General features: G+C 45.2%; 22 protein-coding genes. 13 read left to right on the forward strand and 9 right to left on the reverse strand.

The annotated features are described in order from the left end of the window. Window positions 1-28: 28 nt before the first annotated feature. The gene (locus AC23N5_RS13840) at window positions 29-856 is read left to right on the forward strand and encodes an RpnC/YadD family protein (RefSeq protein WP_487756040.1); all 828 of its coding nucleotides are present in this window, start codon (window positions 29-31) and stop codon (window positions 854-856) included. Between the two features lie 9 nt (window positions 857-865). Next, window positions 866-1597 (forward strand): esterase family protein, encoded by a 732-nt coding sequence (locus tag AC23N5_RS13845; protein WP_183971014.1) that lies wholly within the window; start codon window positions 866-868, stop codon window positions 1595-1597. Window positions 1598-1600: 3 nt separating this feature from the next. Here AC23N5_RS13845 and porU2 read toward each other — a convergent pair whose 3' ends face one another. Beyond that, window positions 1601-6565 (reverse strand): putative type IX secretion system sortase PorU2, encoded by a 4965-nt coding sequence (gene porU2 / locus AC23N5_RS13850; RefSeq protein ID WP_487756041.1) that lies wholly within the window; start codon window positions 6563-6565, stop codon window positions 1601-1603. 164 nt (window positions 6566-6729) lie between these two features. Between porU2 and AC23N5_RS13855 the strand changes: the two genes are divergently transcribed. Next, on the forward strand, window positions 6730-7908 hold the full coding sequence (locus tag AC23N5_RS13855; RefSeq protein ID WP_487756042.1) for an acetyl-CoA C-acyltransferase: 1179 nt from the start codon (window positions 6730-6732) through the stop codon (window positions 7906-7908). A 203-nt stretch (window positions 7909-8111) separates the two neighbouring features. Here the strand turns inward: AC23N5_RS13855 and AC23N5_RS13860 are convergent, their stop codons facing one another. After that, window positions 8112-8495, reverse strand: coding sequence for a RidA family protein (locus AC23N5_RS13860; protein ID WP_122934169.1), 384 nt, complete (start codon window positions 8493-8495; stop codon window positions 8112-8114). A 27-nt stretch (window positions 8496-8522) separates the two neighbouring features. After that, window positions 8523-9239, reverse strand: a complete 717-nt coding sequence (locus AC23N5_RS13865) for a pyridoxine 5'-phosphate synthase (protein WP_183971017.1) — start codon at window positions 9237-9239, stop codon at window positions 8523-8525. 146 nt (window positions 9240-9385) lie between these two features. On the opposite strand from AC23N5_RS13865, the gene AC23N5_RS13870 reads away from it, so the two are divergent. The 5 genes from AC23N5_RS13870 to AC23N5_RS13890 all read left to right on the forward strand — a co-directional run bounded on the left by AC23N5_RS13870 (window position 9386) and on the right by AC23N5_RS13890 (window position 14481). Continuing rightward, window positions 9386-10096, forward strand: a complete 711-nt coding sequence (locus AC23N5_RS13870; protein WP_487756043.1) for an esterase family protein — start codon at window positions 9386-9388, stop codon at window positions 10094-10096. A gap of 76 nt (window positions 10097-10172) precedes the next feature. Continuing rightward, window positions 10173-11240 (forward strand): ATP-grasp domain-containing protein, encoded by a 1068-nt coding sequence (locus tag AC23N5_RS13875; protein WP_183971019.1) that lies wholly within the window; start codon window positions 10173-10175, stop codon window positions 11238-11240. Window positions 11241-11273: 33 nt separating this feature from the next. Then, window positions 11274-12371 carry a carboxylate-amine ligase gene (locus AC23N5_RS13880; protein ID WP_028522462.1) on the forward strand — a complete coding sequence of 366 codons (1098 nt, stop codon included), beginning with the start codon at window positions 11274-11276 and terminating at the stop codon, window positions 12369-12371. Between the two features lie 529 nt (window positions 12372-12900). Next, window positions 12901-13284 (forward strand): hypothetical protein, encoded by a 384-nt coding sequence (locus AC23N5_RS13885; RefSeq protein ID WP_487756044.1) that lies wholly within the window; start codon window positions 12901-12903, stop codon window positions 13282-13284. 390 nt (window positions 13285-13674) lie between these two features. Next, entirely contained in the window at window positions 13675-14481 is an 807-nt protein-coding gene (locus AC23N5_RS13890) for a hypothetical protein (protein ID WP_487756045.1), read from the forward strand. Between the two features lie 18 nt (window positions 14482-14499). Here AC23N5_RS13890 and AC23N5_RS13895 read toward each other — a convergent pair whose 3' ends face one another. Both AC23N5_RS13895 and AC23N5_RS13900 read right to left on the reverse strand, forming a co-directional pair. Next, complete coding sequence (locus AC23N5_RS13895; protein ID WP_487756046.1) at window positions 14500-14892, reverse strand: HIT family protein; 393 nt, start codon at window positions 14890-14892, stop codon at window positions 14500-14502. Between the two features lie 56 nt (window positions 14893-14948). Then, window positions 14949-15689 (reverse strand): DUF6089 family protein, encoded by a 741-nt coding sequence (locus tag AC23N5_RS13900; RefSeq protein WP_183971022.1) that lies wholly within the window; start codon window positions 15687-15689, stop codon window positions 14949-14951. 277 nt (window positions 15690-15966) lie between these two features. Between AC23N5_RS13900 and fusA the strand changes: the two genes are divergently transcribed. From fusA to AC23N5_RS13915, 3 genes are all read left to right on the forward strand, one after another. Then, complete coding sequence (gene fusA / locus AC23N5_RS13905) at window positions 15967-18075, forward strand: elongation factor G (RefSeq protein WP_122934177.1); 2109 nt, start codon at window positions 15967-15969, stop codon at window positions 18073-18075. 155 nt (window positions 18076-18230) lie between these two features. Next, complete coding sequence (rpsJ, locus tag AC23N5_RS13910) at window positions 18231-18536, forward strand: 30S ribosomal protein S10 (protein WP_028522456.1); 306 nt, start codon at window positions 18231-18233, stop codon at window positions 18534-18536. 113 nt (window positions 18537-18649) lie between these two features. Then, window positions 18650-19429, forward strand: a complete 780-nt coding sequence (locus AC23N5_RS13915; RefSeq protein ID WP_487756047.1) for a hypothetical protein — start codon at window positions 18650-18652, stop codon at window positions 19427-19429. Between the two features lie 12 nt (window positions 19430-19441). Here the strand turns inward: AC23N5_RS13915 and AC23N5_RS13920 are convergent, their stop codons facing one another. The 4 genes from AC23N5_RS13920 to AC23N5_RS13935 form a co-directional block, all read right to left on the reverse strand. Further along, complete coding sequence (locus AC23N5_RS13920) at window positions 19442-20050, reverse strand: dihydrofolate reductase family protein (protein ID WP_487756048.1); 609 nt, start codon at window positions 20048-20050, stop codon at window positions 19442-19444. A 179-nt stretch (window positions 20051-20229) separates the two neighbouring features. After that, complete coding sequence (locus AC23N5_RS13925) at window positions 20230-21471, reverse strand: hypothetical protein (RefSeq protein ID WP_487756049.1); 1242 nt, start codon at window positions 21469-21471, stop codon at window positions 20230-20232. Window positions 21472-21580: 109 nt separating this feature from the next. Then, window positions 21581-21919, reverse strand: coding sequence for a potassium transporter KefB (locus AC23N5_RS13930; RefSeq protein WP_487756050.1), 339 nt, complete (start codon window positions 21917-21919; stop codon window positions 21581-21583). A 168-nt stretch (window positions 21920-22087) separates the two neighbouring features. After that, window positions 22088-23260, reverse strand: a complete 1173-nt coding sequence (locus AC23N5_RS13935) for a hypothetical protein (protein WP_487756051.1) — start codon at window positions 23258-23260, stop codon at window positions 22088-22090. A 269-nt stretch (window positions 23261-23529) separates the two neighbouring features. On the opposite strand from AC23N5_RS13935, the gene AC23N5_RS13940 reads away from it, so the two are divergent. Both AC23N5_RS13940 and AC23N5_RS13945 read left to right on the forward strand, forming a co-directional pair. After that, on the forward strand, window positions 23530-24882 hold the full coding sequence (locus AC23N5_RS13940; protein WP_487756052.1) for a glycine-rich domain-containing protein: 1353 nt from the start codon (window positions 23530-23532) through the stop codon (window positions 24880-24882). A gap of 29 nt (window positions 24883-24911) precedes the next feature. Next, window positions 24912-26174 carry a serine hydrolase domain-containing protein gene (locus tag AC23N5_RS13945; protein WP_487756053.1) on the forward strand — a complete coding sequence of 421 codons (1263 nt, stop codon included), beginning with the start codon at window positions 24912-24914 and terminating at the stop codon, window positions 26172-26174. The last annotated feature ends 25 nt before the right edge of the window (window positions 26175-26199 follow it).

Raw genomic sequence — 26199 nt, forward strand, 5'->3', positions numbered from 1 at the left:
GTTTGAGTAAAACAACAAACTTGAACCTGTGGCAAACGATTACGACAAGATTTTCAAAGAAAATATCGAAAATTTGATTCCATTTCTTGCCCGAAAAGTGCTTGGAATTGATGTTGATATTTTAATCGAATTACCCGATGATATTCAGTTGACGGTAGAACGAAAACCTGACTTTTTGAAGAAAGTCGTACCAAATGATGGCTCTGAACCCTACCTACTTCATTTGGAGTTTCAAACAGCGTTGGATAAGGATATGCCTTACCGAATGCTGGAATATTATGCACTTCTTTTACGAAAATATCGTTTACCAGTACGACAGTACATCGTTTATCTTACAAAAAATGGAGGTGATAAATGGGAAGTAAAGCATGATTTTGGTAGTTGTCAATTTGAGTACAACCAACGTAGCCTTCAAGCTTTCGACTATGAACTGTTTTTAAATAGTACTTCGCCTGAGGAGGTATTGTTGGCTATTTTAGCAAACTTTAAAAATATTCCACCCATTGAAGTTGCGCATCGCATTATTACAAAACTTCAAGAATTGGAGCCTAACCATTTTTCTTTGGGGCGGTATGCCAACCAGTTGGTAATTTTATCAGGAATCCGTAATTTAGATGAGACAACCTTAAAACTTTTAGAAGATATGCCAATCACAGATATTTCACTGGAAGATTTCTACAGCTACCGCAAAGGAATGGAAAAAGGGATGGAAAAAGGGATGCAGCAAAAGCAACGAGGAATTATTACTAAAATGCTACAATCAAACCTACTGACGATAGAGCAAATCGCTGATATTGTGGGGGTAGAGGTGTCGGTGGTAGTAGAAATTCAATCTGCAATTAAAACAAACGACTAAGGTCTTTATATGCAACGTTTTTTAGACGGATGGCACAGCCCATCGCTCAATAAACACATGGAAATCGCGGTGTATGGTCACTACGGATTTGCTCTATTGATGATTCCAACCGCCGCCGCTGATTACCTTGAATACGAACGTTTTCAACTCATTGATACGATTGCAAAACCTATCAACGAAGGAAAAGTGAAGGTTTTTTCGGTCAATAGTATCAATACTGAAAGTTGGTTGAACAATCACATGAGCGGACGCGACAAAGCCGTGCGTCATCAGCAGTTCAATGAGTATATTTTCAACGAAGTGATTCCATACATCAAAAGCCAAACAAGCCCTGATACGCCGATTATTGCGGCAGGAGCGTCGTTTGGGGCGTTACATTCGGCCAACCTTTTCTTTCGCCGTCCTGATTTGATTAATGGAGTGATTGCCATGAGTGGGTGCTATGACCTAACGGCTTATACCAAAGGACACTACGACGACAATGTCTATTTCAACTCGCCTGTTCATTATTTGCGAAACCTTTCGGATGAAGCTTATTTGGCAAAGTATCGTGCGAGTAAACACATCCATATCGTCACGGGCTCGGGCAGTTACGAAGATCCCGATTCATCACGTTACCTTTCGAGCGTGTTGAGCTCCAAAAATATCCCACATGAGTTAGACGTTTGGGGGTACGATATTCCGCACGATTGGCCGTCATGGCGAAAAATGTTGCCTCATTACCTCGAAACTCGCTTCTAACTTTTAGCGAATTACCACGATTTTTCCTGTTGTCTTGACTCCGTCGGCAACAGGAATATCTTCTCCGTTCTTCTTGACAGTCACCCGATACACGTACGTTCCTGCGGGTAGGTCGGTGGTGTTTGTCCAAATCCATTCATTAAACCCAACCCGAGGCACAAACGAAGCGGTTTTGAAGATTCTCCCCGTCATATCTACCAACGCAATCGTTGCTTCAGTGGGGTTTTCTTTGCCCGAAACCGTAAAAGAAACTTTAATAAGGTCATTCGCTGGGTTGGGAGTAGCTTCTACCGAAACAAGTTTTTGTTCGTTTATCACTCGAAAACTGATTTGATAAACGCCCGTTCGGTTTAAAGTAGCATCAGCCCCTTGAAAACGAAGGGTGTACACCCCATCGGGAAGGGAAGCGGGGTGAAATTCAATTCGAGCTACATTTTGGTTATCGGCGGGCACAAATCGAAGGACTGAGCTAGAAAAAGCAACGCGCTGGAAGGTGGTTTGTGAAGGGCGTTGTAAAAACAAATCCATGCCTAACGTATCTCTTTTGAAAAGAAAACGATTCTCGTCTTTGAGCTGAAGCAAAATCGTTGGTGTAGCCGAAACTACTTCTCCGTCGCGGATGCGTTGTCCGTCAAAAAACACATCGAGTGTGGGAGCAAAGCGGTCAGGGACAACCGTAAACGGTAGATTGATGGTGTTATTATCGTAGTTTTGCTCAGGCTGACGGCGTGGGTTTATTGTTACCAACAAACGGTTATCGCCGCCTTTCCCCAACGTAGGCATTGCAACGGTAAACGCTGCTTCTTCGTTGGGTTGCAGGCGCCCCAACTTTCGCTCACTCATTTGGGGCGCACCTGTGGGGCTAAAAATCGTTTGCTGAACAACCAGCGAATCGCGAAAAGCAACGGGAGAGATATTTTTGAACGAAACATTGACTGAAACCACTTCTCCTTCTTGACGTTCAAGAGCGCCATTCAGGCTTGCGGTGGCACTTCCTTCGGGAACGGGTGTGTAGTTGACCCACCAATTTCGTAATTGCAAAGGTGTACTCACTCGGGCATCATTATTGGCCAGTTGAAGCCTTAAACGAAGGTAAGGATACGTAGTGGCGTCAACGTCTTGGAGAGAAATTGTCCCCGTGGCTACGCCCGTTTTTAAAACCTTTTCAGCACCGTTGAGGGAAATTCCAATCACTTCTAGGGTCGCTTGTGTTTGGTTGGAAATGAGCGGCTCTGTTTTGTAGTTCAGCGTTTTCCATTGACTAGCTGGCCCAACCAACGAAGAGGTAATTTGCCCTTTTCCACTGTTACTTTTTAAGGTAAAGTTATCCAATGTAAGTGTCCTAAGGCTCGGAGCGAGGTCATTGGGGTCTGGGACAACCTCAACGGCAGGTTGTTTGGCTCCTTTCTGAACAATCAGCAAATAAGGGCTTTGAAGACGTGCCATACTCGCCTGCGTCAGTCCCAGCTCAGTCAGTTTAGTAAGCTCTGAGGCAGGCCATAAATCAAATTGAATACCATTGAGCGTCATCAGCACAATCCAATCACCGTCAGGAACGGCATCCACCCATTTACTAAAGAGTTTATCGTTTACAATCTCGCGTTGGCGGAGGGTGTTCATAACGTACGGCGGATTTCCGCAATTACGGCTGGGCATCACTGAATACGCTTGCAGGTTGTCGCGGTGAAGTGCCGTGACGGCAAGATTGGCACCAGGTCGCCAGTTGTCGATTTGGTCAAAAGTCGTGCAGTTGCCTTCCACCACCAACAAAATGTCATTGATGGATAATTGTGACGCTTTGTAACCCTCATTAAAAGCCCCGACGGAACTTCCTGCCACTACGGCTTTTACGTTGGTGGAAAGGGTCTTGTACGACCAAGTAGGTTGGGTATTGACGGATAAATTTACCTCCAACGGAGTAGCTTTGGTAAACTGAGGAGGCTGACGCTGTGCCCAACCTTCTCCGCCATTTTTGACAAAGGTAAACGAACTTTCAGTCCAGACATTGTCGCTGCTTGCGGGGCGGTCGCCGTAGCGAATGCGCCAATAATAGGTGGTCGAATCGCGGTTAAGAAGCGTTACTTTCCAACTTGGTAGCACCGTTGCCGCGACGGCTTGGGTACGTTTGAAAGGACTGTCAAAACGGGCAGTCGTGTCAATTTCAATGGTATAATTTCGGTTACTATTATCAATTTGCTGGGCAACCAGCAGCGTGGTTGGTAGGCTATTTTCGGTCGTTGAAACCACGGAATATTCCGCAGGTAACAAAGGGTAAGCCCCTGCAACGGGCAAACTTAATTCAACAGCAGCTACATTATTCGTACGACTGGTCTCGGCCAAAACGCTATTGGGGTCAATTTGAACCTCAAAGCGATTCAACCCGCTTTGGCTACGGTCGTGGGGAAGGCTGAAGGTAAGTGTATCAAGGTACGCAACGGCCGAGAAGGTAGCGCCATAGACCGAAACAGCTCCGTCGCGGGTAGTACGGGTAAGGCGAAGGGGTAGTTTTTCGTTGCGATAAAGCCCCAGATTCGCTACTACCACCTTGATTTTGAGCGAGTCACTAAACGCAGAAACAGCTGCTCCGTTTTTACCTTGAACCAAAACACTTTGGCTGTTAACAGCATAATCAGGTTTTTGGGTGGGGAAAATCACCACGGCTGGGTCGCCTTGAAGCGTCATCTGTTGGGCATCTGCTTGGTACGTAGGGTCTTCGGGGTAAAGCGCCAACGTTTTACGGATAATTTGCTGGTAAACCTCCCCAAACGGACGATTGAAGTTGGTACTATCACCCAGCATGACGTTATAAAAGGTATTGGCATAATCATTCAGCGAATACACATAAGCCACGTTGGAGTGTGCCAAAAACAAAATGGCTCCGCGGTCTTTGGTCGTAATCCAGTCTTGGGCGTAGGTTCGGCTGTACCCAAATGTAAAATTCCCAACCACGCAGCCATTGGCAAATACTAACGGATAACGCCCTTTGTTACGGTAGCCAAACACGTCGTTGGACACCATGCCCAAATCAATATCGGTGACGTTGAGGGCCGAATGCCCAAACAGCGTCATAATCCCTGCCCCTTCGTTGACTTCGTTGGTAATGCCCACGTACTCAATGGCTTCGTCGGTTTTTTTGGTGATGGTCGTTACTTTGGCACCTAAAAATTCCTTTTGGGCTTTTTTCCTGAAAGACTCCATGATACCCAAAAATTGTCCTTGCTCAAACGAATTGGTGCCGCCGCTCAAATGCAGAATGTTTTTTCGCCAAAGCGCATTCATGGGCGTGGCTTCGTGCTCTTTTACTTTTTCTAAGTAGTTAAGCACTTCCTGTGGATTATCCGTCCAAATTCGCCCCGTAGGAAGGGCGGGCACGAGCGAGGGCTGCCCCTTTAAACCGTGCGAAAAAAGGTTGTCGGAGCCAGGCCATCCAAACGTTGGCACCATGTCCACATTCGCAAGGTTAGAATTGGTACGGTTAAAGTCGATTTGCTGGGTACGTCCCACAATAAACAAAAACTTGGGATTCCCTTTTTCGACCATAAATTGTACAAAACGACGCACGGCCAAAGGGCTAAATTCACCATAATTAAACTGATTAACGAGCAAATCCATCTGCACGGTGAGGGTGTCGTATTTCCCTCCTGCAACAGACGCTCGGTAGCCACCAAACTGTTTGGCGACGTTGATAAGGTTACGGTGCGTCACCACCAGATAATTGGCTTTGATTGGGTCAATGTTGCGGAACGTAACGCGCTGTATGCTCGGAACGGCCAATGGGAGGCGCGTGGTAAAAAGCGTTTTTTCAGAAGCGGTTTCACGCACTACGGCTTTTAGGATGCTGTTTTCGAAGGTTGAACCAACACGACCTACGTTGTTTTTATCGCTGATGTCAAATAAGCGTGTGGCAGCGGTAGCATTGGCAATTTCGAGGTACGATTTGTTTTGAGAGTTGGGTAAAAGGTAAAAGTATTTCTGAGGAGTATTGAGCACATCAAAACGTTGGGGATAGCGGAGGCGATAATAAGTCACGCTATAAACATCTTCGGCTTGGTTCGGAAAACCGCCTCTTGAAACCGTGGCAATTGAAATACGATTGCTGTCGAGCGACACGTCCGAAAATGAAATAGGATACTGAACCAACAACGCATTTTGGTAACTAAACCGAACCGTATCCACCAACCGATTGGCATTGATCGTGCTTCCAACGCTGATTTCGATAAAATGAGCGCGGTGGTCGCGGCCCATCAAATGCAGCTCAAGTTGAGGCTGAAAAGCCGTTCGGACGGGATTTTCGAGGGCAAATCTCCGTTGGTTTCGTTTGTTGATGGAAATTTCTGGCCCCGTCCATCCTTCACCATAATCATAAAAAGAATTTTGTGCCCCACTCGGCGAACCTAAAGGATACATCAAGCCTTCCGACATGCCCGTGTAATTGTAACTTGCAATGTTGGAAACCAACAAATCTTCGCGGTGATAAGGCTCAGGGGTGAGCGTTGGTGTCGGATTTTCCTGATAAAAACCCATGCGTTTACCTGCTTGCCCGTCGAGTCGCCACGTCAAAAAATAAGCGGTAGTATCAGAATAAAGATTGTATAGTTTGTGCGGTTGAGCGCTGTGAGGTAAGTAAAGCAACGAGTCTTGGGTGCCGTCATTTCCTTCCCCGTAAAACTCAAGGTAGTCGGTTTCATCCAGCTTATTATCGCTCTCGCCTTGAATAAAAATAGCCTGTTCTTTACCCCGAAAAAACAATTGAATGGAGGTAGGGTTGAGGGTCGAAACAGGAACCCCCGCTTGGCGAAGTTCGTTGGTGGAGATACGATAAAGCCCTTTTTGAGCAACAGGAATTTTAAAATACGTTTGCTGAAAATTAATCCACTCGTTGCCGTAGCGCTGGGCGTTGGTTGAGAGGACAACAATAAAAAAGAGAAACGTAGCAATTTTCGCCTCTACCTCAAATCTAAGTTTCATGGGTTTTACTCGCTGATATTGAAGATGCAAGTTAACGACTCAGCGAAGAAATGCCAAGTATTTAAAAATATGTTATGCTTGCAGAGTATTTTTTACAAAAAAAATGGTTGTTTTGTGGTAAGGAATCTAAAACGTTAAACAATAAGACGAAACAACCTTAAAACATGAACGCATACATTGTAGCAGGATACCGCACCGCCGTGGGAAAAGCCCCGAAAGGTGTTTTTCGTTTTACACGCCCCGACGACCTTGGTGCAGAAGTAATCAAACACATGATGGCGCAATTGCCGCAACTTGACCCCGCTCGGGTGGATGACCTCATCGTGGGAAATGCCGTGCCCGAAGCCGAACAGGGAATGCAAATTGCGCGTTTTATTTCGCTGCTTGCTTTGCCTAAAAGCGTCCCTGGGTTTACGATTAACCGTTACTGTGGGTCAGGGGTGGAGGCGATTGCGATTGCAGCGGCTAAAATCAACGCAGGCATTGCGGATTGCATCGTGGCAGGAGGTGTAGAGTCGATGTCGATGGTGCCTACAACGGGTTGGAAAACAGCCCTTAACTACGAAATCGCCAAAGACCACGCTGATTATTACATTGGAATGGGATTAACGGCCGAGCAAGTAGCTAACCAATTTAAAATTGGCCGCGAGGAGCAAGATGCGTTTTCGTTGGCTTCGCACCAAAAGGCATTGGCCGCACAAGCTGCGGGTAAATTTGACGGAGAAATTGTCCCTATTACGGTAAAAGAAACGTTTTTCGACGCCAACTCAGGAAAGAAAAAGACAAAAGAATATGTAGTAAACAAAGACGAAGGTCCACGCGCCGATACTACCCTCGAAGCCCTAGGGCGTTTGAAGCCCGTATTTGCAGCAGGCGGAAGTGTGACAGCAGGGAATTCGTCTCAGACGTCAGATGGAGCGGCTTTTGTGGTGGTGATGTCTGAAAAAATGGTAAATGAACTAAACCTGAAGCCGATTGCGCGCATGATGTCGTACGCATCGGCAGGGGTAGAGCCACGCATTATGGGTATCGGCCCCGTGGCGGCGATTCCGATTGCGCTTAAACAAGCGGGTCTTACCCTCAATGACATTGACCAAATCGAATTGAATGAGGCGTTTGCAGCTCAGTCGCTGGCAGTAATAAAAGAATTGGGAATTGACCCGACTAAACTAAACCCTAACGGGGGCGCTATTGCGCTTGGACACGCCCTTGGCTCAACGGGTGCGCGTTTGTCGGTGCAATTGTTCAACGAAATGCGCCGTCGCGAGCAGAAATACGGCATGGTGACCGCCTGCGTCGGTGGTGGCCAAGGAGTAGCAGGTATTTACGAGTTTTTGAACTAATTCTGTGCAAGTTTGCAAAGAGCAAATTTGTAAAGAGCAAATAGCAAGAGGCAAGTTAGCAAGGCGCAAAACGCAGAATACCAACTTTGCCTTTTGCTATTTTGCAAACTTGCCCTTTATTTTTTGCCTTTTGCTATTTTGCAAACTTGCTCTTTATTTTTGCCCTTTGCTATTTTGCAAACTTGCCCTTTATTTTTTTGCCACTAATCTTTCACCGCAATTACTGAAATTTCAACGTTAACATCCTTCGGTAGGCGTGAGACTTCTACAGTTTCACGGGCAGGGTAGTGACCCGAAAAAAAGTGCCCATAAACTTCATTCACCTTCCCAAAGTTATTCATGTCCTTCAAAAAAATGGACGTTTTGATGATGTTATGGTAGTGCAGTCCAGCTTCTTTTAAGATAGCTCCAATGTTCAACATCACCTGACGCGCTTCGTTTTCGATATTTCCCGTGACGAGGTCGCCATTGTCAGGGTCAATGGGAATTTGTCCTGATACATACAACGTATCGCCAACCATCACAGCTTGCGAATAAGGGCCAATGGGCGAGGGTGCCGCAGTGGTGAAAATGATTTTCTTCGACATAACTATAAAATTATAAGGTTAATTTAGTCACTCCAATTCGCGTAAATACATCTGGATGGTGTTTTCAAGGCCATAGTAGAGCGCGTCGCAGATGAGCGCGTGGCCGATGGATACTTCGTCCAAATGGGGTATTTGTTGTTTCAAAAATCGCAGGTTATCCAAACTCAAATCGTGTCCCGCATTCAGCCCCAAACCCACTTCTTTGGCAACATTCGCCGCTCGTACGTAGGATGCCACCGCTGCTTCACGGTTATCAAAATACTCAGCGGCGTAGGGTTCGGTATAAAGCTCTACTCGGTCGGCTCCGCAAATTTTGGCACCTTCAACCATGGCTTCGATGGGGTCAACGAACACCGACACTCGAATTCCTGCCGATTTGAAGGTCTGTACCAAATCAGTCAGTCGGTCACGGTGAGCAATGGTATCCCAACCTGCGTTTGAGGTAATCGCCCCTAGTGCATCAGGAACGAGCGTTACTTGAGCTGGCTGCGTTTTCAAGACTAACTCAACAAACTTTTTTTCGGTAGGATTGCCCTCAATGTTAAACTCAGTGGTGACGACTTCCTTGAGCTCAAGGACGTCTTGGTAACGAATATGACGCTCGTCGGGACGGGGATGAACCGTGATGCCCTGCGCTCCAAATCGCTCGCAATCAAGCGCAGTTCTTACGACATTTGGATTATCGCCGCCCCGCGAGTTGCGGAGGGTAGCAATTTTGTTGATGTTTACACTAAGACGAGTCATAAGCGGTAGTTAATTAATGGTCGAATAGACACACCCAAAGGTATTCGGAAAACGAGTTTTTGACAATTTTTAGTTCAGAAACTTGATATTCTGAGTTTTTATCTATATTTCGTCAAAATATTTATTCATCAAACACTTTATCAACCTTGAAAGAAACCTATCACAAATGGTATTCCCCCACCTTGGGGCGCGACATTGAGATGCAGGTATTTGGGCATTGGGGGTATCCCATTTTGCTCTTTCCAACGTCGATGGGGCGTTATCACCAAAACAAAGACTTCGGACTGATTGAATCGGCGCGATGGTTGGTTGAATCAGGCAAAGTAAAGCTCTATTCGGTTGACAGCATCGACCGAGACAGTTGGTACGCCAAACACCTTCATCCTTCGGTGCGCGTACACAATCACAGTATTTACGATAGTTTTTTGACCAACGAACTCGTTCCTACGATTCGCCACGAAAGTAATGTTGACAAAATTGGGGTAGCAGGTTGTAGTTTTGGCGGGTACCACGCCCTCAATTTTGCGATGAAACACCCCGACAAAGTCGCGTATCTGTTTAGCATGAGTGGCGCGTTTGATATTCGTAGCTTTTTGGAAGGTTACAGCGACGAAACGGTCTATTACAACAATCCCGTGGATTTTATGCTCAACGAAGAGGGCTGGAAATACAACCACATGAAAATCGTATTGGGGACGTCCGAATGGGATATTTGCCTCAACGATAACGTGCGGATGTCACAAATCCTGAATTCAAAAGGTATTAATCATTGGCTTGACATTCGTGGGTGGGAGAGCCACGATTGGCCACTTTGGAACAAAATGTTTCCGCATTATCTCTCATTAATGGGTTTATAAAAAAGCCCCCCTATCCCCGATGGGGGCTTAAAAAAATAACTAGACTTCCCCATTGGGGGTGGGGGGCTCAAACATCATGAAAAAAATAGGAATTTTACACGGAATGGAAAATACGTTTCCGCAGGCATTTGTGGAGCGTGTCAATCAATTGGACGGAAAAAACATTGTGGCTGAACCCGTACTCATCGACCGCGTAGTACAAGGTGAAGCCACGGACTATGCCGTAATCATCGACCGTATTTCGCAGGATGTACCGTTTTATCGGGCTTTTTTGAAAAATGCCGCTTTGTGCGGAACGGCCGTTATCAATAACCCTTTTTGGTGGAGTGCCGATGAGAAGTTTTTTAACAATGCTCTGGCCGTAAAATTAGGTGTTCCTGTGCCAAACACGGTGTTGATGCCTTCTAAAGAACGCCCAGACGATACCAGTGAGACGTCGTTCCGTAACCTAAAAATGCCAATGGCATGGGGCGAAATGTTTGACTATGTAGGTTTCCCTGCCTACATGAAGCCACACGCAGGTGGTGGTTGGAAGAGCGTTTATAAAATCAACGACATGGACGACCTTTGGCACAAACACGCCGAAACCGAGCAGTTGGTGATGCTCCTCCAAAGCGAAGTAACGTTTGAAGATTATTACCGTTGCTACTGCCTTGGTGGAAAGTACGTCCACATCATGCCGTATGAGCCTCGCAATCCGCACCATTTGCGGTATGCGACGCAGCCTAAAACAACGGGCGAAGCGCATAAAAAATTGATTGCGACGATTACCGATTACGTACTCCGTTTGAACAAAGCATTAGGGTACGATTTTAACACGGTAGAGTTTGCGGTACACAACGGCATTCCGTACGCGATTGACTTCTGTAACCCTGCTCCTGACGCTGATATTCATTCGGTAGGACAAGAAAACTTTGATTGGATTGTCGATAACGCGGCGAAAATGGCGATTGAAAAAGCCCAAGCCCACAAAGATGGTCAAACCAACTTGACGTGGGGTTCGTTTGTGCGTACTTCGGCGATGAACTTACCGATTAGCCATTTGGCCAAAGGAGATGTAGAGCCTACCGAAGAAAAGCCTAAAAAAGCAGCACCAAAGGCCAAAGCTGAGGAGCCTGCCAAAAAAGCGCCTAAAAAGAAATAAGTTTTTCAGCGGACGATTCACTACCCAAGACCTATGCACCAGTTTACAATCGGTATTGAAGAAGAATTCCAGACCATCGACCCCGAAACCCGCGCGTTACGTTCGCACATGTCGAAGATTGTTGAGAACGGAAAAATCATTCTCAAAGAGCGTGTGACAGCCGAAATGCACCAGTCAGTAGTGGAGGTGGGAACCAATATTTGTACCAATATTGAGGAAGCGCGGAAGGAAGTAACTTACCTGCGCAAGATGATTATTGACCTCGCAAAGCAGCAAAATTTACGAATTGCTGCCGCAGGAACGCACCCATTTTCGGATTGGCAAGACGAGTTAATTACGCCCAACGAACGCTACGACAAGCTCATCGAAGAAATGCGCGACGTGGCTCGGGGGAATTTGATTTTCGGTTTGCACGTTCATATCGGGATTCCAGACCGCGATACAGGAGTGAAGTTGCTCAACTCACTGACGTATTTTTTACCGCATATTTATGCCCTTTCGACCAATTCTCCGTTCTGGTGTGGCCGCAATACAGGCTTTAAATCGTATCGGTCGAAGGTGTTTGATAAGTTTCCACGAACGGGTATTCCCGAGTATTTTGAAACTGCCCACGATTACGACGATTACGTGAACCTGCTCGTTAAGACGGGGTGTATCGACAACGGTAAGAAAATCTGGTGGGATTTGCGTTTGCATCCTTTCTATAACACGATTGAATACCGCGTGTGTGACATTCCGATGCGCGCCGATGAAACTATTTGTTTGGCGGCATTGATGCAGGCATTGGTGGTGAAGATTTATAAATTGATGAGCAAAAACCTCAATTTTCAACACTACCGCAAAATCCTCGTCAACGAAAACAAATGGCGCGCTGCTCGGTACGGTATTCACGGCAAACTCATTGATTTTGGACGGAAAGAAGAGGTGCCTTATTTCAAATTGGCGGAAGAACTCCTTGAGTTTGTCGATGACGTCTTGGACGAACTAGGCAGCCGTAAAGAAGTAGAGTACATCCACAAAATCCTAGAAATGGGCACAGGCGCCGACCGACAATTGGCCGTCTGGGAAGCCACCCACGATTTGAGCCGAGTGGTGGATTATATTGTGGAAGAGACGGAGTATGGTCTCTAATAATTTATCGGTCGGTCGGTTCAGTACCGACTGACTGATAACTAAATCGACAAACATTTCATTGTAAATTTATTACATACCATGAAAATCACAAACACTGTTTTCATCTTACTATGCTCACTTTTAAGCTTACAAATTCTGTATATTATGGTTATGTTGACTGACTCATGGCTGATCCGATTCTCTTGGCTTTGTGTATTAATTTTAATCGGTATGACTGTACGGTCATTGTCCCAAAAAGCAGAATAAACACCTGCCTAATAGACTTTATATAAGGGGCTGTGGATTCCCCAGGTTGTTCGGTGTGTTCAATCTTGAACCAAATATAACCAGCCTGTTTGTAATACTGTAAGTGCCACTCCATCTGCCTGATGTCCTTCAAAATCCTTTGGGTATGTTTTTCAAAAAGCCTGATTCTGAAAATCAGGAGGGTAGTTGTAAAGTAATTAAGGATAAGCAATCAAATTTTGGCAAAATGCGTTAATATTGCGAAAGTCAAAGAATAGCAACTGTGAATCGTAAAGTATAAATGAAAGCCCAACAATCGGAAGAATTTATGAAACTTGATTTTGCGCGAGCTCATAAAAAAGCAAAGGCAAAACTCAGGTTGTTACTATTTATGATAGAGGGTAATTATATTCTGTATATCCCATCTCTCAACCTTACTGCTTATGGTAACACTGAAGATGAAGCGAAAAAAATGTTGGATGTCGTAATTGAAGATTATTTTTCGCATTTATCTCAACTTAGCGATCAGGAAGTGCTGCAAGAAATTAAACAGTACGGCTGGGTTCGCAAGCCCTACTTAGCAAAACAGCTTAGAAATATTCAATTTGTTGAAGAGAAAACAATAAAAGAAGATTTTGAATTACCTGCTGAAACGATAATTCGTGAGCAGTTCGTTTCTGTATAGATGGGTAAAATAGACTCGGTGACAGTTCGCTGTTGGATTAAATTTCTTGAATATAAAGGTTGTAACTACAAATCGACGGAAGCATCTCACGAAAAATGGCGGTGTCCTAATTGTGTACGTTCTATCATTTTTCGAGGTGCAGAGAAAGAGATTCCATTCTTTCATATAGCAAGTAATCTTAAATCGATGGGAGTTTCTAAAGAGGAATTCAAAGAGTGGCTAAGTAAAAATTGTTAGCGGCAATACCAATGTCCATAGTCTTTTTTTGCCGCCCATCGTGTTTCGATGGTCGTTAGAAATTAAGCTCTTCCTTTTGAAAAAATCTTTCCTGAAAAATTAAAAACTGTTCTTTTTTGGTTTGTTGAAGGAGCTATACATTAACTTTGCTGAATGAAAAAAACGATTCTTTTCCTCTCTTTGCTCTTTGCTCTTTCTTGCAAAAAAAATGATGAACCCACACCCGTTACAACTCCTGTTTGCAATATCAGCAGCGAAACTGGTAGAGACAATGCCTACCGACTCGACTACGTATATGCTCCCAATGGCGTGCCTGAAGGCGTGAATATTTCGGTAAAAGACAATGCCACGGGGCAATTAAAAGCTACTGGCAAAGCGGTATATACTTACACAGATAATCGATTGGTAAAGGTAGTGGACGGAGACGTAGAAGAGACTATCGAATACAACGCCAATGGCTCGATTGCTCGATTAACCGTGGTAAAAACTACCGATGCGAATTACGTCAATTATGTACTGAACTTCACCACCGATGCCAATCAGCGCATTACGAAAGTCACCGACTCAAAGGGTATGGAAGCGACTATCACGCGTGATGCACAAGGCAATATTTTGGAAACTATCACCAAAGATACCCGCACCAATCAGGAGATTTTTCGGGTTGTACTAACGGGGTATGATAACAAAAAGACGATGTTTGATGCTTTTAAAGGCTGGCAATTTAGCGTCTTGGGGTATTATGCCGATTACATCAAATTTCCACTTTTTACGACAAAAGCAGGAGGCAATGCCACCAAGCGAACTGAATACGAATCAGGTAAAGCCGTGAGAGAAACGACTTACACATTTACTTATACCACCGATGGGTTTCCGTTGACGGAACAAACCCTTACACGGTTTTTGGATGGTTCGGGGATTTCAACCTACAGCAAAACATTTACCTATACCGATTGTAAATAAGTCAAAAAAGGAACTGCCCTAGAGCAGTTCCTTTTTTATTTTTGTGGCAATCTCTGCCAGTTCTTCTTGGCTCATTTTGAGCTTGTTATTAAAATTCATGTCTGTCATGCTGTTGAGCGGGATAAGGTGTACGTGGGCGTGAGGCACTTCGAGCCCAACCACTGCAACGCCAATTCGCTTGCACGGAACCGCTTTTTCTACGGCGGCCGCCACTGTTTTTGAAAACTGCATCAATCCCGTGTAAAGGGCCTCGTCTAAATCAAAAATATAATCGACTTCTTGTTTTGGAATGACGAGTGTATGGCCAGGTGCACAAGGAAAAACGTCAAGAAAGGCTAAAAAATCGTCAGTTTCGGCGATTTTGTGGCACGGAATTTCTCCATTAACGATACGAGTGAAAATAGAAGGCATAACGGTAACTGTTAAATTTGGCGAGCAATATACAAACAAAAATAGCTTCTTTGTGGCTACCATCGGCGACGAATTCGCATTTTGTATAGCCCCAATCGGCGGGTAATGTTGAAGGTAGCTACTTGATACGCGTCGTTTTTCTTGGCATTGCCTGCATAACTAACGCCATCTAAATAATCGGAAGTTGAAAGCCTAAAAGACGCTTCAAGCCCTACAATCCATTCGGGAGACACATCGTATTTAATACCCAGCCCAACGGGGAACGACAAATGAAACGCATTGTAGTTGGCGTCGCGGTCGATGGCAATGCCTTCACGTATCCAAGTGTAGGGAGTTTGGCTTTCGTCGAAGTTGATTTGAGGTTTGGCATAAACTACCGACACGCCCGAAAAGAAATAAGGCGAAAAGAAGGATTGAAATCCATTTTGTTGACGATAAAAAATGGGGTTCATGTTGTAGAAATCCCATTCGAGCAAGAGCGAGTTTTCAACAAAATTGGTTTCCAAGGTCAAATTGCGGGAAAGTCGAGTGGGGTAGTGCTTATCGCGCCCCCAAAATTGCCCTCCTTGAACGTTGTAGCGAAGTGCCACTACGTCTCCAATGTACTTTCTTGCATAAAGATTGACGGAGGGACGAAATTCTCTGGGCCATAAATCGTGTCGATTGAGGTCACCTAAATAACCTACTGCACCCGTGCCAATACCTACTTCCCAGCGGTGCATCGACTGGCAAAATGCTGCACGGGCCAGCAACAATAATAGTGCCGAAATAACGAATGAACCCAATAATCGCGTCATTAGGGGGATTTTGAGGGTTATGTGATTGATTGAATAGGGTAAGTTCTGAGAACGATAAATTGTAAGCAAAAATAGTACCAACGTCTAGTAATTAAGTAGAGAAAATAAAAAAGAGGGGGCTTTGAAGGGGTAGTTTTTAAATTTGTAAAAAACGACTTTTGGTTTTTCAGGACAAAACTTCTAATTTTGCGCTCTGATTTTCAGGGGTGTGTCAGAATTGACACATTTTTTTGGTCAAGAAACAGACTTAACAGATTCAATAACAATCACAAAAACCATGGCACGTGATTTAAAATTCACAAGAAACATTGGGATTGCTGCTCACATTGATGCGGGTAAAACCACCACAACGGAGCGTATTCTTTATTATGCAGGGGTAAGCCACAAAATCGGTGAAGTACACGACGGTGCAGCGACGATGGACTGGATGGCGCAAGAGCAAGAGCGCGGTATCACCATTACGTCTGCGGCTACAACAGTAGATTGGAAATGGAGAGACAACAGTTACCACATCAACATCATTGACACTCCAGGTCACGTTGACTTTACGGTAGAGGTAAACCGTTCACTTCGCGTATTAGATGGTCTTGTGTTTTTGTTTAGTGCGGTAGATGGTGTTGAGCCTCAATCTGAAACTAACTGGCGTTTGGCCAACAACTATAACGTAGCTCGTTTGGGCTTCGTGAACAAAATGGACCGTTCGGGTGCTGATTTCTTGAACGTGTGCAAGCAAGTAAAAGAAATGTTGGGCAGCTACGCAGTACCTTTGCAGTTGCCTATCGGTGCAGAAGACCAATTCAAAGGAGTAGTTGACTTGATCAACAACCGTGGTATGATTTGGAATGAGCATGACAAAGGAATGACGTATGAAGTTGTGCCTATTCCTGACGATATGAAGGAAGAAGCGGCTGAGTGGCGTGAAAAACTCCTCGAAGCAGTAGCAGAATACGATGAGTCGTTGATGGAGAAATTCTTCGATGATCCAGATTCAATCACGGAAGACGAAATCTTGACTGCTTTGCGTGCAGCGGTGATTGACATGAAAATCGTTCCAATGCTTTGTGGTTCTTCGTTCAAAAACAAAGGAGTACAAACCATGCTTGACTACGTGATGGCGTTGTTGCCTTCACCACTTGACAAAGAAAGCATCAAAGGTACAAACCCAGACACAGGCGCTGAGATTTCTCGCAAGCCAAGTGTTGATGAGCCTTTTGCTGCTTTAGGATTTAAAATTGCAACTGACCCTTACGTAGGTCGTTTGTGTTTTATCCGTGCTTATTCAGGGGTGTTGGAAGCAGGTTCTTATGTGTTGAACAACCGTTCGGGCAACAAAGAGCGTATTTCTCGTATCTTCCAAATGCACGCCAACAAGCAAAACTCAATCGAGCGCTTAGAGGCAGGTGACATTGGTGCGGTGGTAGGTTTTAAAGACATCAAAACGGGAGATACCCTTTCTGATGAGAAAAACCCAATTGTTCTTGAATCAATGGTATTCCCTGATCCAGTTATCGGGTATGCAATTGAGCCTAAGAAAACAGCTGACCAAGATAACTTCTCGAAAGCAATTGGTAAGTTGATTGAAGAGGATCCAACGCTTCAAGTAGAATCAAACGAGGAAACAGGTCAAACCATCATCAAAGGGATGGGTGAGCTTCACTTAGAAATCATTATCGACCGTATGCGTCGTGAGTTTAAAGTAGAAGTAAACCAAGGTGCTCCTCAAGTAGCTTACAAAGAGGCACTTACTAAAAACTTTGAACACCGCGAAGTATATAAGAAGCAGTCGGGTGGTCGTGGTAAATTTGCCGACATCGTGTTCGAAATCGGGCCACGTGACGACCAGAAAGAAGGAGAAGAAGTTAAAACTGGTTTGTTGTTCGTCAACGAAATCGTGGGTGGTGCTATTCCTCGCGAATTTATCCCTGCGGTACAGAAAGGTTTCACTGACTCTATGAAGAACGGTGCATTGGCAGGTTACCCAATCGATTCAATGAAAGTTCGTCTCTTCCACGGTTCGTACCACGATGTTGACTCTGACTCATTGTCGTTTGAATTGGCAGCTCGTATGGGCTTCAAAGAAGCGGCTCGTCAGGCAGGTCCAAAATTGTTGGAACCAATCATGTCAGTAGAAGTAGTATCGCCAGACGAATACACTGGTCCTATCACAGGTGACTTGAACCGTCGTCGTGGTATGATGAAAGGAATGGATACAAAAGCAGGTTCGCAAGTAATCAAAGCGGATGTACCATTGTCAGAATTGTTTGGTTACGTAACTGACCTTCGTACGATTTCATCGGGTCGTGCAACTGCTAACTTGACGTTCTCGCACTACGAATTCTTGCCAAACAACTTGGCAGAAACCGTAATCGCTAAGTCGAAAGGATAGTTTTAAGTTTACTGTTTTGGGTTTATAGGTTTAGAGTTTAACTACAAACCGTAAACCCAAAACTTACAAACTGTAAACAGTAAAGATATTTTCTATCGGAGTTAATGGCTCTTTCGATGGGGAAAGCAATAATCAATCAGAGCCAACCAATTATAATGAACCAGAAGATTCGTATCAAATTGAAGTCGTTTGACCACAACTTGGTGGACAAATCGGCCGATCGTATCGTGAAAGCGGTAAAATCAACGGGAGCTGTAGTAAGCGGACCTATTCCATTGCCTACAGAGAAGCAAATCTACACAGTTTTGCGTTCACCTCACGTAAACAAAAAATCACGCGAGCAGTTCCAACTTTGCACTTACAAGCGCCTTATCGACATCCACTCGTCAAGCGCTAAAACAGTAGATGCCTTGATGAAACTTGAATTGCCAAGTGGTGTTGATGTCGAAATTAAAGTTTAATGACATTTGGTTTCAAATAAAAAGCCGACGCTGCAAAGTGTCGGCTTTTGTTGTTTTTTGGGGGCTCAAAGATTTTTAGTATGTTGGAGGTTTACAGTAAACTTCGCCAAGTTATGGAAGAAAAACTACTCGAACTGCTACGGAATTTCTACCCAACTGAAACATCGAATGATAGAAATGACCCTACTACTCAGCGTATTCAAGAATTGATTCGAAAAGGATATAAAGAAGGGAAGAATCGTGCTTTTCTTGACGAAATAGAAAACAAATACGGCGAAAAATACCGAATCAATACCTTTACGGAGTCTTCTTTGGCGCCGAGTTTTGGGTTTGTAATGGAATGTTCTAACGAAACAACCACGCATCAAGTGAGTTTTTATGCCAGTGTTTTGGCACCTCAGTACTGCTATTTTGTTAAATCTCACCAAAAAATAAGAAAACCCATCCCACCAAAAAATGAAGATGAAAAAGCTTTTTATACAAAGTTGGGAGGACTCCTTGACCAAGAACGCCGACATATCTTCCAGCACCTCTACTTGGACGAACACCTAGCGGCTAAACTTGATACACTGACCGAATGGCTGGCAAAAAATACCAACATACTTTCTACGTGGCAATCGACGAGTATGTATCAATGGCTGCGACAACACGCCGATTCTTACCAAGCGTATAGCCCACGAATTTATATCAATGAGGCTCCCAACGATTTAGGACAAGAGCTCAACTTCATTCTACAGCTGCAAGAGGAGTTTCTCAACTTTACGCTTCTCTCTGCCCATTTGTTCGAAACAAAAGTACATGGACTTGTCCACCATTATGACTCGGGCATTCCTACGTTTGGAAAGCTTCTGTTTGGACACAGCGCGCCCGATAAGAGAATAAAATTGCTGTAGGAACGTCGTTAATTACCCGCCAATCGTTCCCGTTTTGACTTCTCCTGTTCGCTTATAATTGGCAAAAATGACCCCGTTGGAAGTGACTAAACTCTCCACCATCGTAAATGAAGTAGGAATAATCCCTTCTCCAAACAGCCGCTTACCTGTTCCGAGAATGACTGGAAAAATCATGAGCCAAAGTTCATCCACCAACTCGTGTTGAAATAAGGTTTGAGCAAAATTTCCACTGCCAATCACTTTCAAAATCGACCCATCGCCCGCTTTAAGTTCTTTGAGGCGAGTCACCACATCCCCGCTGATTTGCTCAGAATTTACCCAAGTAAGTTCCAGCGGATTGTTTGATACAACGTATTTGGTAACTTCATTAATACCAGGCCATCCGTCGGCACGTTCGGGCCAATAGGCAGCAAAAAGTTCATACGTGTTGCGCCCTAAAAGAAGATCGGTAGGGCTGAGGTTGTTTTGCATGAAAGCATCGGCTTCCTCGTCGGCCTTGTAGAAGAATGGAGCCGTCCAACCACCGTAGTTGAACCCGTTGGAGGGGTCTTCTTCGGGGCCGCCAGGGGCCTGTATTATCCCGTCTAATGAAATAAATTCTTGGATGATGATTCGTCGCATTTTCGTCAGATTTTAGTAAGACAAAGGTGGCTAACAAAGCTGACAAGAACGGAGTGTAAATGCGACAATATCAGCGGCTAAATGCGACAGATGTTGAAGGGGGAAGCTCATTTACACAAAAAACACTAGCATAGGCAAAACGACCCGTGCCAGTGTTTAAGAAAGAACCCCCGTAGTATTTATTTAAACCCAAATAAAAAGGGAAACAAGAACGTCACGACGATGGTCCAGAGGCTGTAAATAGGTAAATAAATCGCAATTGTTTTTCCCACGTCGGCGAGAGAGGCTTTTTGGGTCAGTACTTTGGAAAGCTGTATCATCACGAGCAATAAATTCACCAAAATAAGCAAGTTCCCGCCCAATACTGCCATACGGTTGGGGGTGATGCCCCATTCTGAAATCCGAAACAAAATCGCCGAAAGTGCCACGCCGTTGACCACAATCGTTAGCGCCGAGAGCAGAAACAGTACCCACACTTGGGCGCGGTGGTGAGAAGTTTTGGAGGTTTCGGCAATCGAAAAGAAAATGAGTGCCATCACTCCAATGAGCAGGGCATTAAATACCATCAAAAACTCACGATTGTTGTACGGGTCTTTGCCCGAATAAACAATCGCGCCGAGGTACACCACCAGCATTACCAACACCAACGGGCTGAAAATTTTGGCAATAACGGGCGACACTTTACCCACCAACTGCGGATTGGTTTGGGTAAGGTAAGTGCCCACCAAAGGTGCGGCGGCAAGTCCAAAAACACCGATGTTTTCAAAATAAAATTTACCGATGTCCAGATTTATCAACGAAAACAGGCCGACGGTAATCGCACTTAATATCCCGCCTGAAATGACAATCAGCGTGGTCATCACCACTAAATCGCCGTTGTATTTGAGATAGCCCAGCCGTTTTTCGGAGTTGTTGGAACTGCCAACAAAAGAAAATCCGAGAATAGACCACGAAAACAAAACAAGGTGAATGCAGGATAGCGTCAGGGTATCGCTTGTGGGTTGGTTGGGAAGGCTATTAATGAAGATAGCTGCCACTACAAATGCCCCTGCAAGTAGGGCCATTGTCTTTGTCGAAACGTTGTTTTTCCAACCAAAATAGGCCGTCAGGAGTGGAAAGATAATAAATCCGATGTTGCGGGTGTAAAAAAACTCTTCGTCGAGCTGGACTAAAGCGGGGAGTTTGGCAATGAGCCCCGCCACTAAAGACGCCCCCACTACAAGGGCAAGGTCTTGGCTTGTACCCCATTGAATGTCGTCGCTGTCGTAACTCAAGCGCTCGTGCCAAACGTCGGCGACGCTGTTGCCTTTGAGCTCGGGATAAACGGAGCCAAAAGTACGTTTGAACAAGGCTTTATTGGAGCGGTACAGCTTCTCAAGCTGCTGTGGCTCGTTGATATGCGCTGTGATTAGGTCTTTCATAGGAGATGAAGGTTATTGGTATATCTGTTATCTGTTATTGATGTATCTGTTATCGAGTACACTGATAACGAGTACACTGATAACCGATAACGAATAACAGTTACACGAATTAATTCCACAAAGTACCGTTGAGACCTAGAATAATCCCCAACCAGAGGGCAATAATGTATCCTACCACGCTCACGAGAATAGCAAGTGCTTTTTGCCAGCCGTTTTGTGTACCTAACAGACTTACCAAGTAAGTAGCTCCGCCGCCCGCTGCTCCAGCCAAAGGGGTAATAATGAGTGGTTTTACCATCCAGAAAGTCCCCCACTCAGGTTTTGGTGTATTGACACTAAAAACAAAAAAAGCAATGACGGCAAGCGCAATACTCGCTCCAATAACAGAGCGTTTGATGAAAGGTGCAGGCTGAAAGGGCTGCGGGGCGAAAGCGTTGGTTGGTGTCATAAAAATGAGGTGTTGACGGATGATAAAACGACTGTGATTGAAATGAATAAAAGTACTTTGTCTTGCAAAGTAAATGGATTCACAAATTATAATCAAAACAAAATCTCAATTATTTTTTTGAAGACTTTCCAAGCTTTCGATAGGTAGCTGAATCAGGCTTTTTAAGTTTCATTCAGCCTGCTTTATGGCCGCGCTTTTCTTGGGCTTTTGGAATAGATAACTTTCGTCTTTGGGCAGAAAGCGTTCGAGCCAAGGTGCTTCGGCGGTGGTGAGGCTTTTAGCGTTGATTTTGAGGGAGTCGAACGATGCGGTAGGTTGGCGGATGAGGATTTCGCGACTGGCCAGCGGTTCCCCCAAATGACTATCGCTGAAATTGTAAGAGGTACAAATGCAACTCAGGGTGTCGGCGTGCATCCAGTCGTTGTTTTCGCCCCAAATTCCGCAATTGAAATGCCGATACCCTACGGGGTTTTTATAGCCGCTGCCGTTAGGATAGACGTTTACAAAAAAGTGAAGCTGCGGCAAACTGCCTCCAATAAACTCCGTCCAGCCGTCAAATTCAATGGCTTTCCAGTAGCGTTTTAAGCTCAAAAAACCGTGCTCGTCCACCGAAATTTGCCACGCAATGCGGTTGAAGGTATAACCATCATTTTTGCCACGGGCTTCGTAGTTGCGGTTGTAACTGTACCAATTTCCCACGATACCTTTGGCAAGGGTAGAGGTGTCGGCTACTGAGCGAATGATTTTGCCCGCTGTATTTTGCCTCGTAAAAAACAAATTCCACGCGGTCATTGCTATTAAGCCTGCACAGGCAACGGCAGTAGCTATTTTCCAGCGTTGTTCGGAAGGTTGGGGGGCTTTGGTTTCTTCCGACGGAGAAGATTCCACGGAAAGCTTGTTGATGTTGGTTCGTACGGTGGTGGGCTCAAAACCATTGGCTTGTCGGTACGCATCGAGGGTAGCGTATCCGAGGGTGCGCACCAAGGCCAACATAAAATGGTCGGTGGTGCCAATAAAGGCTTTTGTCGATTTTAGGAGGTCATCGTGGCGGTCGCGGAAGGTACTGCCGCCAAATTTATAGGTTTCGGGGCCAATGCCTTTTTCGTGTAGTTCGAGGCTTTTTTGGTGGGTGGCGTTGCCAACAAAAGCGGGTAGTTGTCGCTTATGTTGTTTTTCGTAATTACTGCTTTTCGACCAATTGGCGTTGCCCAACACCTGATTCATCGAGTGCGGAGGGGTTCGGAAATCGGTATAGGGCAAGCCCAGTTCTTCTTGAAAATACCGTTCGAGGACTTGGTTCCAAAGCTTTTCAAACAAAGGGCGGGCTACTTCAATGTTCATGGTGATGATGGTTTACAACGGTCAGACGATAGTCAGACCGTTTTGCTGCAAACTCCGTCGCACGACGATCAGACGATAGTCAGACCGTTTTGCCGTAAACTCCGTCTGACTATCGTCTGACGGGGCTGCAAGTTATCCATTTTTTAGAAAATGCTGTGTAATCCCGCTGTAACTACCCCTTACACAGCGAGTCACTAGCGGTTACCCTTGACTTTGAGGCAGGAAAACGCCCAATTTTCGGTCCTAAACATAAACCGAACTCTTATCCGATGAACACCCCACTTTCCCAACCGTCGCTCTGGCAAAAATTGAGCGATTTTCAATTAGACGATGCTCCAGAGGCTGCTGTGCAGTTTTCTGATAAGTTAATCAAAGAACAAAAATGGTCGCCTGAGTTTGCCAAAAGGGCGATGGCCGAGTATAAAAAGTTTTTGTACCTCTGCCTTACAATGCCCCAAGGAGCATCGCCCTCGGAGGTCGTTGATGAAGTTTGGCATTTACACCTGACTTACACGCAAAGCTACTGGCAAAAACTCTGCGGAGAAGTACTCCAACGACAACTTCACCACTACCCCAATCAAGGAGGGGCTTCCGAAAACCAACGCCACCGTGACTGGTACGCCGATACCCTGATTGCTTACGTCAAAGAATTTCAAGAATTGCCTCCTGCCGATTGCTGGCCTTTGCCCAAAGGACTAGCACTGGAAGACCACTTAGCACCGACTTCACCTTTCCGAACACCGACTTTGCAAGCGACGCCTCAGTGGGACGGTCACACGTATTGGCCTATTGGAGCCGTTGTCATTGGGCTGTGTTCGCTCGGAATGTTTATGCTGTCGGGGCCTCATTTTTTGTTGACTTTCCCCCTCCTAATGGCTTGGGCTTGGTGGGGTACGTATCTGAAAATCCAGTACAAAAAACGGGTGATGGGAGAAGCTGCGCGGCAATTACACCCCTACCATTTTGCCGCTTTGTTCAAAAATACGGAAACCCTGTTCCGAGCCCTCGTGGCTGATTTTGCCGAAAGGGGATGGATTCGCTACCAAGACGAAGGGAAATTTGGGTGGGATGCGCAAGTGCAGCAGCCGATGCTGTACTCGTTGCAAGCCCAAGATAAAAAGGTGCTGCCAGCGGGGCTGCTGAGGGCATTTTTGTATCCGTTTGCAGAAACAATGTCGAAAAAAGCCGTGGCTCTAAAAAATGAACTTGCCAAAGATGTGGCGGTTGGTTTGTTTCAATGGTGGGTAATCATGGTTGGACTGGCGCGCGTGGCGCAGGGGATAGTGAATGGCAAGCCCGTGATTTTTTTGCTATTACTGTTGATTATTTATGTGTTGGTTTGGATTGTGCTGGCGCAGTTACCGTTGATAGACGAAGAGGCGAAACTAGGCTACCAATCGCAAGATTGGGGAGGGTATATTACCGCAGGCGCACTTACCTTTCTGTTGCTCGATTCTTCGTACAGTTTGGGCAGTAATCAAACCCTTCAAGGGGTGTTTGGCAAACCTTCCAAAAATAGCAGTGGTGGAGAAGGAGGGACAGGTTGTAGTAGTGGCGGCGATGGTGGGGGCGGCGGCTGTGGCGGAGGATGCGGTGGTTGTGGTGGCTGTGGAGGAAGTTAGTAGAAAAATAAGTTTTTACAAACACTTCAATGTATCTTCGTGCAACAAACGCTATTTTAAACACCTTGATTACTGATTTAATGAAACCCGCCTTTTTTCTGTTTTTGTTCGCCGCTCAAATCGTTTTTGCCCAAAAGAATACCTCCCAAGTATTGGACAATGAGGTTAGCGCTGTTGTGGAGAAATACATTGCCGAAAATAAGATTCCAGGGGCGGTAGTAGCTATCAAAAAGGGAAATAAGGTATTGCTCAAAAAAGCATTTGGATACGCAAAATTGAAGGAATTTGATGGCTCAGTGTCGGAGCATCCCGAAACGATGACGGTAAACCACTTGTTTGATATTGCGTCGTTGACCAAAGTGATTGGGACAACCACGGCCATCATGAAGCTACACGACGAAGGAAAACTCAACGTGGACGACCCCGCATCAAAATACGTCAAAGGCTTAGATGAAGGAGACAAAGCCAAAATTACCCTCCGTCATTTGTTGACGCACACGTCGGGAATGTACGAGTGGTATCCGTTGTACTATTTTTCGCAACAACGCGCCACGACTTACACCTTTATCAAACAACTACCATTGAAATATCCCGTGGGTGAAGGGCGTCATTATTCGGATTTGGGCTTTACGATTTTGGGGGAAATTATCGAAAAGGTGTCGGGTAAACCGCTGGATGTTTACGTTAAAACGGACATTTTTGCCCCGCTCAAAATGACCAAAACGACGTTTAAGCCTGATAAAAAGGCGAACCTCATTGCAGCGACTTCGATGGGAAATCCCTACGAAAAACGAATGGTGGAAGACCCGTCATTGGGTTTTGTGGTCAAAGACCTTGATCCGAAAAGCTGGAACGGCTGGCGACAGTACGTTTTACAAGGTGAAGTAAACGACGGTAATGCCTGGTACGCCAACGAAGGGATTTCGGGGGCGGCGGGGCTTTTCTCGACCGTGGATGACCTTCAAAAATTGGTGGATATGCTCAAAAACAAGGGGAATGTCAAAGGGAAATCGTTTATTTCGGAAAAAACCGTAACCCTTTTCTTGACCCAAGATACCTTCAAGAACGGCCTTGGTTGGATGATGGATCCGATTAATTCTTTTATGAAAAATGGCCCGACGGGTACGTTTGGCCACACGGGTTTTACGGGCACGAGCATTTCGGTAGTTCCTGAAAAAAAACTCTCGGTGATTATATTGATTAACCGTCAAAACATGGGTTTACAAGCTACCAAAGACTATTTTAATCCCAACCCAATCCGTGACGCCATCTTTAAAGCTGCAATGAAGTAAGTTAAACAAGCCTTTACTATGAATA

The organism is Runella sp. R5_40 (assembly GCF_057652295.1).